Consider the following 11292-nt stretch of genomic DNA (forward strand, 5'->3'; position numbering starts at 1 on the left):
CACTAACATGATTGTTTGCATTGCAGAAAAACCAAGTGTTGCTAAAGATATAGCTAAAATACTTGGTGCTATACATAGAAAAGATGGATATTTTGAAGGGAATGGCTACCAAGTCACTTGGACATTCGGACATTTATGTACACTGAAAGAACCTCACGATTACAATCCTAATTATAAATATTGGAATTTAGAGGACTTACCTATCATTCCCTCTAGTTTCGGAATTAAACTAATCGCTAACCGAGGGATTGAAAAACAGTTTAAAATCATTGAAACCTTAGTTGCAAAGTCCGATGAGGTGATTAACTGTGGGGACGCTGGCCAAGAAGGAGAACTTATTCAGCGCTGGGTTTTATTAAAAGCCAAATGCAAAGCACCAATAAAACGGTTATGGATTTCATCTCTTACAGAGCAATCCATTCAAGAGGGTTTTCAGAATCTTAAAGATTCCTCTTCCTATGAAAATTTATATGCAGCTGGAAGTGCTAGAGCGATTGGGGACTGGTTACTGGGAATAAATGCTACTCGCCTGTTTACAAAAAAATTTGGAGTAAATAAAACTTTACTATCCATTGGAAGAGTTCAAACTCCCACTCTAGCCATGATTGTACAACGACAAAAAGAAATTGATTCTTTTGTGGTCGAGGAGTATTGGGAATTAAAAACTATTTATAAGGATACAGAATTTAACGCCGATATAGACCGTTTGAAATCTCAAGATAAAGCCAATAAAGGTTTAGAATATTTAAAAAAATACCCTTTAATTATTCTTTCTTTTGAGATTAAGGAGGGAAGAGAAAAAAACCCTAGATTGTTTGATTTAACCTCTTTACAAGTGGAAGCTAATAAAAAGTATGGATTCTCTGCAGAAAATACATTAAAACTTGCGCAAAGCTTATACGAGGAGAAATATATTACTTATCCCAGAGTTGATACAACCTATTTGTCCGAAGATTTATATCCAAAAATTACAAATATTCTTTCCAATTTAAAACCCTATGAAAATTTCATCAACAGTTTACTGAATAATCCGTTACCAAAATCTAAAAATGTTTTTGACGATACAAAGGTTACCGACCACCATGCTATAATTCCTACCCATATATCTCCTACAAATCTCTCTTCGGATGAAAATAAAATTTATGATTTAATTGCCAGAAGATTTATTGCTGCATTTTATCCAGAATGTAAAATATCTAATACTTTAGTTACCGCAAAAGTGGGTGAAGTACCCTTTAAAACATCTGGCAAACAGATTTTAGAACTTGGATGGAGGGAACTTTATAAGAATGAGAGAAAAGATAATAATGGAAATGGGGAGAAAATCTTGCCTATTTTTATAAAAGGAGAAACTGGAAGTCATGAACCCTTTATACATCAGGGTAAAACCACCCCCCCTAAACCTTATACAGAGGCTAGTTTATTAAGAGCTATGGAAACTGCTGGCAAACAAGTGGACGATGAGGAAATGCGAGAATTATTAAAGGACAATGGCATCGGACGTCCATCTACTCGTGCCAATATTATTGAAACTTTATTGAAAAGAAATTATATTGAAAAGAAAAAAAAGAATATCTACGCTTCTTTAGCTGGCATAAGTTTAATTGATACGATTCAAAATGAGCTTTTAAAAAGTGCTGAATTAACCGGGGTATGGGAAAAGAAACTTCGTTTAATTGAAAAAGGTGAATATAAATTAGACATTTTTAAAGAAGAATTAATTCTCATGGTTAAGGAAATTACAAATGAAGTAAAAGCCAGTAATTATAAAAAAATATCAACAGAATCAGTTTCAACTTATAAACGCGAAAAAAATAACTCTCTTCCCCAAAATAAAAAGACCGTAATGAATGATAAATTGCTTTGTCCAAAATGTAAATCCAATACATTAATAGCGGGTAAATCAGCCTTCGGTTGTTCAGATTTTAAAAATTGCAATTTTAAAATTCCCTTTGTAATTTATGGTAAAAAGTTAACCTATAAACAACTGAATGATTTAGTTACCAAGGGAAAAACTTCTAAAATTAAAGGCTTTAAATCCCCAACTGAGAATAATTTTTTTGAGGATATCCTTTGCTTAGACGATAATTTTAGAATTATATTTGGAAATGAAAATCTAAAAATTGAATAATTATGGGATTTTTTAAAGAATTTAAAGAGTTTGCACTTAGAGGTAGTGTTATTGATCTTGCCATTGGGGTAATTATAGGAGGTGCTTTTAATAAAATTGTAAATTCATTGGTTGAAGATATAATAACTCCTTTAATTCTTGATCCGGCTTTGAAAGCTGCAAGATTAGACAACCTTTCTCAATTGGTAATTCCTGGAACTACTGTTAAATATGGAAATTTTTTATCTATAAGCCTTTCCTTTATAATTATTGCCTTCTGTTTATTTTTAATAATCAAAGGAGTAAATAAAATGAGAAAAGATGAAGATGATAAAAAGATTGAGCCTACTCCTACTAAACCTTCACAAGAAGAGTTGTTAACTGAAATTCGTGATTTATTAAAAAATAAAAAAAGCTAAGCCTAGGCTTAGCTTTTTTATTATAATTTATTTTTTTTAAAACCTCATTCCTAAGGTTAATACAAAATTGTTTTGAGTATTTTGAACCTTTCCTAAAATTGGATTCTCTAAACTAAAATTAACATTTGTATTTTGCGAAGGATTAAAAAAGTCTCCAGACAAAGAGGTGTAATAATCCGATTTTATATATTGATATGCGAAATCTGCAAAGAATGGTCCCATATCATATCCTACCCCCAATGAGAATTTATTTTTAGCCCCTGCTAAATAGTTTTTCACATATACAGGATCAGAATTTAAATCAAAAGATCCAGCTATAGTTTTGTCTTTAACCGGAGAAGTCATATAAGAGTACCCTGCTCTCAATTTAAGTTCTTTATATCTATATTCTAAACCGGCTCTATATTCTTGAGAATTTTTTGTGTAAAGATTAATAAAATTATTATTCAATCTATAATCTATATCTCCACCACCAAAATTCATATTATTATTAAAATAATTTAAAAAATCAACATTAAATGCCAAGGAATTATCATCGTTAATTATATTGGAAGCATATGCACCACTCAAGACCAATTTTCCAGCAGTGGTATTTTTATTTCTATCATAATAAACATAATTACCTATAACATTATTGGATTCATCGAAATTATAAATCCATCGATAATCATTTATATTCGACCACCAAACAGGTGAGTGATAAGCTATACCCAATCTTATTTCAGGAGTAACCTTACCTATAACCCCTACACTTAAACCAAAACCATTCGCTTCTTGGTTGTAAGGAGTTAGTTGTTCATTAAATGGCATGTATTCACCGTCAACAGAACTTCTTTGCGCATAGGTAGAATTTCTGTCAACATTTAAATATTGCCAATCCAAGCCCACCCCAAAGTAAAACCTATCCATGTAATTAGTTCCTAAACTAAATTTCATTTTAGATTTATATCCGTTTGTATATATATCATAGTTCTCCATGCTGTAGGTTTGCATTTCTCCATTTGCTCCTGGATACAGATAGGATAAATTTTTATTTTTACCAAAATAAACATCATTATCTAATCTTTGATAAGAATAGTTAACGCCCAAGTTTACACGTAAGGGTTGTGATTCTTGACCTAGAGCTAGCACAAAACCAACTCCGGGAATATTAAAATTAGTATTTGTGGTCGAATTAGAAGCGCTTCCCATGGATGCCTTATTTTTATGAGACGAAACACTCATGGTTAAACTAGCTTCAGAGTTTCTGAAAATCCCTAATCCAGCCGGGTTGGTTTCAACAGCACTTATGTCTCCACCCAAAGCCCCCATTGAACCACCCATACCTATACTCCTAGCGGTTCCACTAGAGCTTGAATTATCTCCATATAAATTTAAAAGGTCTGAAACATCATTTGGATAAAATTGTGTAGTCTGTGCTTTTCCTATTTGGAATATGGCTAACAAACCCAATCCACATATTAACTTTTTTTTATTCATTATTTCATATTATTTAAAAAATAAAACCCATTATCTATCTTCTACTTCCTACAGATCCGCTTCTTGCTCCGCCACCTATGGAACCGCCTCTACTTCCTCCCATAGAGCCGCTACCAAAACTACCTCTACTTCCTGCACTTGGCGAAGAATAAGATGGAGATGATGAACGTGAACCTACTCCATAGCTCCTACCTGAATTTCCAATAGAACTACTTCTAGAACCCCTATTGATAGTGCCTGTTGAGCTTCGCGTTCCATTGTTAATTGTTCCTCCTGTATATCCCCTTACTCTACCTGATGAATTTGCTCCTGTATTGTTAGGCACTCTTGAATTTGAATTCCCTATCACGCTTCCTCTAGTCCCTGATACCACTCCGCTTCTTGATCCAGAAATTGTTCCTGTTCGACCGCTGGACATCGTATTACTTCTTACAGACTGTCTTTGGATATCTCTTATTTGTTGGCTTCTTGATACTGTGTAAGATCTACCTAAGTTTGTACTTGAGCTACTTCTTCCAGAAGTGTACGCAGATCTTGGTCCATAATTGGGATAATTGTAGTATCCTCCAGGACGGTTCCATGTAGATCCATAATAGGGTCTTCCTCCCCAATAATTGGAATAAGGTCTGTAATACCATCCTCCGTAAGGGTAGCCCCAATAACTACTACCCCAATATGGGCTTCCCCAATAGGAATTGCCCCATCCCCAATTGGACCAACCCCAACCAAAACCAATGGAAAAACTACTGTTCCATCCGCCATAACTGTTCCATCCCCAATAAGGATTTCCCCAGTACGAGCTATAAAATGGGCTATATCCTCCGTAATAATAATTATTAACTACTGTGCCTCCATCATCTCCCCATCCATTTTCATTATTCAACCCATTGTATGCGGATGTATTTGAATTCGTATTGGAATTTGAATCCTCGTAAAGCAAATCGCTAGCATTGGGTGTAGTATCTATGTATTTTTTCCCTATACGAACATGGGATTGTTCTGTATCTTTAGATCCATCATCATTATACACATAACTATAAGACTGAGAAACATTATTTGTTCTTTGTTTTTTTTGGACTTTATTAGGATTATAGTAAACACCATCCTCCCCGGCATAAGAGGTTTGACCAACGTAACATGAAGTTAAAACTCCGGATAATAAAGTGGTAACACTTACTAACATTCCAAGCCGCATAATATTATTTTTAACAATCTTCATGATATTTTTTTTAATAATTTTATAAATTTTACCTTTGTAATTAAATAATAATTCATATATTTTGCTTAAAGAAGAGACAAAAGTCATACCAAGTAAGCCTTTTTTTACATGCTACTATAAAAACGACACAATATCATTTTTAGTATGACAATTTAAGTATTATAAAGTTTAAAATTTAAAATAATTATGGCGACACTTACATCCAGAGAGGATGATTACAGTAAATGGTACAATGAATTGGTAATCAAAGCAGATCTGGCAGAAAACTCGGGGGTTAAAGGCTGTATGGTGATTAAACCTTACGGGTTTGCTATTTGGGAAAAAATGCAAAAACAACTGGACCAAATGTTTAAAGATACCGGTCACGAAAATGCTTACTTCCCTCTATTCATACCTAAATCTTATTTATCTAAAGAGGCAGACCATGTAGAAGGTTTTGCGAAAGAGTGTGCCGTAGTTACTCATTATAGACTAAAAAATGCCCCAGATGGTAGTGGAGTTATCGTTGACCCTGATGCTAAATTGGAAGAAGAACTTATTGTTCGTCCTACTTCTGAAACTATTATTTGGAATACATATAAAAACTGGGTAAAGTCCCACCGAGATCTTCCCATTCTTATTAATCAATGGGCCAATGTTGTTCGATGGGAAATGAGAACTCGTTTATTTTTACGTACTTCTGAATTTTTATGGCAAGAGGGGCATACGGCTCATGCAACTAAAGAGGAAGCTGTTGAAGAGGCTAAAAAAATGCAAGGGGTGTATGCAGATTTTGTTGAGAATTTTATGGGGGTCCCTGTAATTAAAGGAACTAAATCTCCGGCGGAGCGTTTTGCCGGGGCAGAAGACACTTATACTATTGAAGCGATGATGCAAGACGGTAAAGCCCTTCAGGCTGGAACTTCTCACTTCTTAGGACAAAATTTCGCCAAAGCTTTTGATGTAAAATACCAATCCAAAGAAGGGAAACAAGAACTTGTATGGGCTACTTCTTGGGGGGTTTCCACCCGTTTAATTGGTGCTTTAATTATGACTCATTCCGATGATCATGGGCTGGTACTTCCTCCGAACATAGCTCCTATTCAAATAGTTATTGTTCCTATACATAGAACCGAAGAACAACTAGAAGAAATCTCTAATCTGGCCAATGATTTAAAGAAACAATTAAATCAATTAGGTATAAGCGTAAAATTTGATGATAGAACTGAATATAAACCAGGATGGAAATTTAATGAATATGAATTAAAGGGTGTTCCAGTTAGAATAGCTATTGGACCGAAAGACCTTGAAAATAAACAGGTAGAAATTGCTAGAAGAGATACATTAGAAAAACATTCACATCCCATTGAAGGACTCGTAGATCATCTTAAAAATCTATTAAACCAAATTCAAGAAAATCTTTACTTAAAGGCTAGAAACCATAGGGATTCCTTAATTACTAAGGTTGATAGCTACGAAGAATTCAAAACAGCGCTTAAAGAGAAAGGTGGATTTATCTCTGCTCATTGGGATGGTTCTATGGAAGTTGAGGAGAAAATTAAGGCTGAAACAAAAGCTACCATTCGTTGTATTCCTTTAAATGCTCCTGAAGAAGAGGGTATTTGTATTTATTCCGGAAACCCTTCTAAAAAAAGAGTTTTATTTGCTATTGCGTATTAATTATCAAAAATATTACAAACACTTTTTTAATAAAAAAGTGTTTGTATAAACTAAACAAACTACTTATGAAAAAATATTTTAAAGCGATCCCTATCAGCTTATTTACAATTTTAATTTGTTATGCCTTAGGCTATTTTTCAATTGAATATATAGATAGCTATGCCCTAACCATATTTTTATTTTTACCTAGTTTACTCGGCTTTTTACCTTCTTGGATTGTTTTAAAACAAAAGAATAATTCAATTAATGTTTATCGTTTATCCATTTATAACTTGATTATATCTTTACTCTTCCTGCTTATTTTTGCATATGAAGGATTGATCTGTATAGTGATGGCATTTCCTATATTAGCTTTATTAACTGCTATAGGTACTTATATTGCTAAAATAATATATAAATACAAATTCCAAAACAAGTCTATAGGAATAGTAATTTTCTTCTCATCTGTTTTATTCTTAAGTTTTGATTCTTTAAATAAAAATGTTACACTTATTCCTGTTTCAACAAGTGTTGTCATTCAAGCACCTATAGAAACTGTATGGCAAAATGTGATTGAGTTTGATTCAATTCCTACTCCTAAAGAATTTATTTTTAAAACGGGTATTGCATATCCAACACATGCCAACATTGTAGGTACGGGAGAAAACGCTATCCGTTATTGCAATTTTACAACCGGTAGTTTTGTTGAACCTATAACCCATTGGGGGCTCCTACATTATTACAATTTAGTGTTTTAGAGCAACCCACCCCTATGAATGAATTAAATCCTTTTTGGGATATACAACCTCCGCATTTGAATGGATATTTTTTATCAAAAAAAGGAGAATTTAAATTATCACCTATAAATCAAAAAGAAACTCAATTAACAGGAACTACTTGGTATGAAGTAAATGTAAAACCTGAATTCTATTGGAAATGGTGGTCAGATTTCATCATTCACAAAATACATTTGCGGGTACTTAACCATATTAAAGATCAAAGTGAAAAAATATAATATTATTTTTAGTTAAGTTTGCTTATATATGAATCCAACTGCTTGGCATGGGAATGAAATTAGCATCCCTCTTTCATCCTAAAGCAAAATTATGGATACAGGGAAGAAAGAATGTTTTTACTAACATACAAAGCAAAATCTCTAAAAATGATAAAGTTATTTGGATGCATGCTTCTTCTTTAGGAAAATATGAGCAAGGACTCCCTGTGCTTAACGCATTAAAATATAGATGTCCTAATTATAAATTTGCCGTAAGTTTTTTTCCCCTTCGGGTTACGAAGTGGTAAAAGATAAATCTTGGGCAGATATTGTCTTTTATCTTCCTTTAGATACTTCTCTTAATGCCAAAGAATTGATTAAGGCATTGCATCCTTCCTGTGCTATTTTTGTAAAATATGATTTTTGGTTTCACTTATTGAATGAACTTTCAAAGAATAAAATCCAGACCATTTTTATTTCTTATAGTTTATATACTTACATCATTTATACTTTTTTAACTTTTTTAATAAAAACTGGATAATCCTTATAGTGCATCATATATCATTTAAATTAACATATTCAGACTTAAATGAGTAATTTATATTATTTTAATATAAATATGTATTTTTACACCTGTTAACTTTTAAAAAGATACATGAATGAACTTAAGTGATAAATCCATAAAATTTTATACATTATTTTCTCTAATATACATATTCCCCTTACTTTTAGCATTGGAGAACTACTATTATATTGATGATTTAGCAAGAAGTCTTTGGGGATTTGGATGGGATCATGATGGGAGAATATTATCTACTAAAGTTATACAGTTAATATCCTTTGGAGAGAAATCCATTGATCTTTTCCCTTACTCCAATATTTTAGCATCCCTGATCCTAGCTTTAGGAGGGTTCTTTATTTCTGAAATACTAAAAATTGAAAAAAATCAAAAAATAAAATTTAGCGGATTACTCTTATTAACTAGCCCTTTCATGCTTGAAAATATAAGTTATAAATGGGATTCTCTCCCTATGTCTGTTTCTATAATTTCAGTAATTATACCTTTTCTTTTTATTAATAACTATAAAAAATTTATAATTACATCTACATTAGGTTTGATAATTTGTTTATTTACCTACCAAGCCTCTATAGTTATTTATGGGTTGATTACATTTTGTTTAATTATTTCTTATTCTATAAACAAAACCGAAATAAAAGAAATTATATATTTACTAAAATTTACTTTAATTTCTTGTATATTATCTTTTTTATTATTTAAGGCTACTATTTTATTTTTAAATATTGATTATAAAAATAGAGATTCAACTATATTTTCTTCCCCAGATACCTTTATTTTATTAAAAAATAATACAAAAAATTCTTTTAGATTGATTAAAAAAGCTTTCAATCTACCATTAAAAAATCATTTTTTCACTAACCTTTATTTTATTTTCTATTTCGATAGTGAAAATATTTTTATGTAAAAAAAAATGGTTGTTAAAAATAATAATTTTAATTGCATCATCATTCATACCTTTGATTATAATTTCAATATTAATTATACAAAAAGATGCTTGGTTTACCCCTAGAACTTTAATAGGATTTCCTTTTTTTATTTATCCTCTATTAATATTAATTAATTTTTATTCCGAAAAATTATGTAAATATATTAGTATTACATTCATCATCATATCTCTTCCTTTAATGGCTGTATATGCTAATTCTTTAAAGAATCAAAATAAATTTGAAGAATTTCTCATCAAAGATATATATGAAAAAATTGATATTCATCACAATAATAAAAATATCGCTTTTTATGGAGTTGAACCATGGGCACCTGAAATAGAAATTCCTATTAATAATTTCCCTATAATTTAAGTACTCATTCCCAGATATATGAGTAATGATTGGTACTGGGGAGGTATTTTATTATTAAAAAAAACATATTCAACTAATCCTAAATTTTTAGGAATTTTTGAACAGAAACAGTACAAGGAACTCATAAAAAGAAAAAAAACAATCCCTATTACAACTAAAACTAACTTTTATTACATTAGAGAAGACCAATCAAACATAATTATAGATTTCAATAAAGAAGAAGATTAAACTTTATAATAAAAAGAGTTATATTTTTTCAATATATTCTTTTTTAATTAAGTTTGTTCTTAATGAATTCAACTTTTTATAACCTAGGAATCCAACTACTTGGCATGGGAATGAAATTAGCATCACTTTTTCATCCTAAAGCAAAATTATGGATACAGGGAAGAAAGAATGTTTTTAATTACATACAAAGCAAAATCTCTAAAAATGATAAAGTTATTTGGATGCATGCTTCTTCTTTAGGTGAGTATGAGCAAGGACTCCCTGTACTTAACGCATTAAAAGATAGATATCCTAATTATAAATTTGCTGCAAGTTTTTTTTCCCCTTCGGGATACGAAGTGGTAAAAGATAAATCTTGGGCCGATGTTATCTTTTATCTTCCTTTAGATACTTCTCTTAATGCTAAAGAATTGATTAAGGCATTGCATCCTTCCTGTGCTATTTTTGTAAAATATGATTTTTGGTTTCATTTATTGAATGAACTTTCGAAGAATAAAATTCAGACTATTTTTATTTCTTCAATTTTCCGTGAAAATCAAATTTACTTTAAACCTAATGGTAAATGGATGGTTTCCATTCTTAAAAATATAAACCATTTTTTTGTTCAAAACGATAAATCTTTGAGACTATTAAACTCTATACATATATCTCAAGCTACTGTAGCTGGAGATACTAGATTTGATAGGGTAAAGATGTTGTTAAATTTAAAACATGATTTGCCTTGGCTAGCTCAATTCAAACAAAATAACACATTGGTTATTGCTGGTAGTACATGGAAAAAAGACGATGAATTGTTTATAAATTACATCAATTCAAATACTAATAAAAAGCTTAAGTTTGTAATTGCTCCTCATAATATGAATAAAGAGTACTTTAATGATTTAAAATATAAGTTTAATTGTAAAGTTTTATTCTATTCGGAGATTAACCCGGAACTTAATCTAAGTGATTTTTCAGTTCTCATTCTGGACACCATTGGCATTTTAAATTCAGTATATTCTTATGGAGATATTTCTTATGTTGGAGGAGGGTTCGGAAAAGAAGGTGTCCACAATGTTTTAGAACCTGCGGTTTATAATCAACCCGTAATTTTTGGACCGATCTATGATAAATTTATAGAAGCAGAAGAGTTGTCTAACTCAAACGGAGGAATAGTTATCAAAAATCAATTAGAGTTTAATTCAATTATTAGTTCTTTAGTTTTAGACCCCGATTATAGAAATTCTTTGGGAGGTAAAGCTCAAAATTATATATTGAATAAACCTAATTCCACCCAAATTATAGTAGATTATTTAGACAATCAATTATAAATTTTCTTATATATTTT

11 protein-coding genes and 1 pseudogene are annotated in these 11292 nt (G+C 31.1%); 10 read left to right on the forward strand and 2 right to left on the reverse strand.

Annotated elements, in window-relative coordinates; genetic code table 11:
• Positions 1–7: 7 nt before the first annotated feature.
• A complete protein-coding gene (locus ETU08_RS04830; protein ID WP_146261889.1) occupies positions 8–2131 on the forward strand; it encodes a type IA DNA topoisomerase in 2124 nt (707 codons plus the stop codon).
• A gap of 2 nt (positions 2132–2133) precedes the next feature.
• Positions 2134–2529 carry a large conductance mechanosensitive channel protein MscL gene (gene mscL / locus ETU08_RS04835; RefSeq protein WP_146261890.1) on the forward strand — a complete coding sequence of 132 codons (396 nt, stop codon included), beginning with the start codon at positions 2134–2136 and terminating at the stop codon, positions 2527–2529.
• 36 nt (positions 2530–2565) lie between these two features.
• Here mscL and ETU08_RS04840 read toward each other — a convergent pair whose 3' ends face one another.
• Positions 2566–4008 (reverse strand): OmpP1/FadL family transporter, encoded by a 1443-nt coding sequence (locus ETU08_RS04840; RefSeq protein ID WP_146261891.1) that lies wholly within the window; start codon positions 4006–4008, stop codon positions 2566–2568.
• 34 nt (positions 4009–4042) lie between these two features.
• The gene (locus ETU08_RS04845; RefSeq protein ID WP_146261892.1) at positions 4043–5227 is read right to left on the reverse strand and encodes a hypothetical protein; all 1185 of its coding nucleotides are present in this window, start codon (positions 5225–5227) and stop codon (positions 4043–4045) included.
• 186 nt (positions 5228–5413) lie between these two features.
• Here ETU08_RS04845 and proS point away from each other — a divergent pair, with 186 nt between their 5' ends.
• The 8 genes and pseudogenes from proS (at position 5414) to ETU08_RS04890 (ending at position 11275) form a co-directional block, all read left to right on the forward strand.
• Positions 5414–6886, forward strand: coding sequence for a proline--tRNA ligase (gene proS / locus ETU08_RS04850; protein WP_375762808.1), 1473 nt, complete (start codon positions 5414–5416; stop codon positions 6884–6886).
• Positions 6887–6951: 65 nt separating this feature from the next.
• Entirely contained in the window at positions 6952–7623 is a 672-nt protein-coding gene (locus tag ETU08_RS04855; protein WP_146261894.1) for an SRPBCC family protein, read from the forward strand.
• Between the two features lie 14 nt (positions 7624–7637).
• Positions 7638–7880 carry a hypothetical protein gene (locus ETU08_RS04860; protein ID WP_146261895.1) on the forward strand — a complete coding sequence of 81 codons (243 nt, stop codon included), beginning with the start codon at positions 7638–7640 and terminating at the stop codon, positions 7878–7880.
• A 164-nt stretch (positions 7881–8044) separates the two neighbouring features.
• Positions 8045–8400, forward strand: a pseudogene (locus ETU08_RS04870) (3-deoxy-D-manno-octulosonic acid transferase).
• A 118-nt stretch (positions 8401–8518) separates the two neighbouring features.
• Positions 8519–9343 carry a glucosyltransferase domain-containing protein gene (locus ETU08_RS04875; protein ID WP_146261898.1) on the forward strand — a complete coding sequence of 275 codons (825 nt, stop codon included), beginning with the start codon at positions 8519–8521 and terminating at the stop codon, positions 9341–9343.
• A 10-nt stretch (positions 9344–9353) separates the two neighbouring features.
• Positions 9354–9737 carry a hypothetical protein gene (locus ETU08_RS04880; protein ID WP_146261899.1) on the forward strand — a complete coding sequence of 128 codons (384 nt, stop codon included), beginning with the start codon at positions 9354–9356 and terminating at the stop codon, positions 9735–9737.
• Between the two features lie 18 nt (positions 9738–9755).
• Complete coding sequence (locus ETU08_RS04885; RefSeq protein ID WP_146261900.1) at positions 9756–9965, forward strand: hypothetical protein; 210 nt, start codon at positions 9756–9758, stop codon at positions 9963–9965.
• A gap of 62 nt (positions 9966–10027) precedes the next feature.
• Positions 10028–11275, forward strand: a complete 1248-nt coding sequence (locus ETU08_RS04890; protein ID WP_146261901.1) for a 3-deoxy-D-manno-octulosonic acid transferase — start codon at positions 10028–10030, stop codon at positions 11273–11275.
• Positions 11276–11292: the final 17 nt, after the last annotated feature.

The sequence above is a fragment of the Apibacter muscae genome, from assembly GCF_007845635.1.
GTDB lineage: Bacteria > Bacteroidota > Bacteroidia > Flavobacteriales > Weeksellaceae > Apibacter > Apibacter muscae.

What these genes read in the sequence shown, in the direction of transcription:
- ETU08_RS04890 (WP_146261901.1), top strand. Translation starts at nt 10,028, where the DNA reads ATGAATTCAACTTTTTATAACCTAGGAATCCAACTACTTGGCATGGGA.
- mscL (WP_146261890.1), top strand. Translation starts at nt 2,134, where the DNA reads ATGGGATTTTTTAAAGAATTTAAAGAGTTTGCACTTAGAGGTAGTGTT.
- ETU08_RS04845 (WP_146261892.1), bottom strand. Translation starts at nt 5,227, where the DNA reads ATGAAGATTGTTAAAAATAATATTATGCGGCTTGGAATGTTAGTAAGT.
- ETU08_RS04855 (WP_146261894.1), top strand. Translation starts at nt 6,952, where the DNA reads ATGAAAAAATATTTTAAAGCGATCCCTATCAGCTTATTTACAATTTTA.
- ETU08_RS04875 (WP_146261898.1), top strand. Translation starts at nt 8,519, where the DNA reads ATGAACTTAAGTGATAAATCCATAAAATTTTATACATTATTTTCTCTA.
- ETU08_RS04885 (WP_146261900.1), top strand. Translation starts at nt 9,756, where the DNA reads ATGAGTAATGATTGGTACTGGGGAGGTATTTTATTATTAAAAAAAACA.
- ETU08_RS04830 (WP_146261889.1), top strand. Translation starts at nt 8, where the DNA reads ATGATTGTTTGCATTGCAGAAAAACCAAGTGTTGCTAAAGATATAGCT.
- ETU08_RS04840 (WP_146261891.1), bottom strand. Translation starts at nt 4,008, where the DNA reads ATGAATAAAAAAAAGTTAATATGTGGATTGGGTTTGTTAGCCATATTC.
- proS (WP_375762808.1), top strand. Translation starts at nt 5,414, where the DNA reads ATGGCGACACTTACATCCAGAGAGGATGATTACAGTAAATGGTACAAT.
- ETU08_RS04860 (WP_146261895.1), top strand. Translation starts at nt 7,638, where the DNA reads ATGAATGAATTAAATCCTTTTTGGGATATACAACCTCCGCATTTGAAT.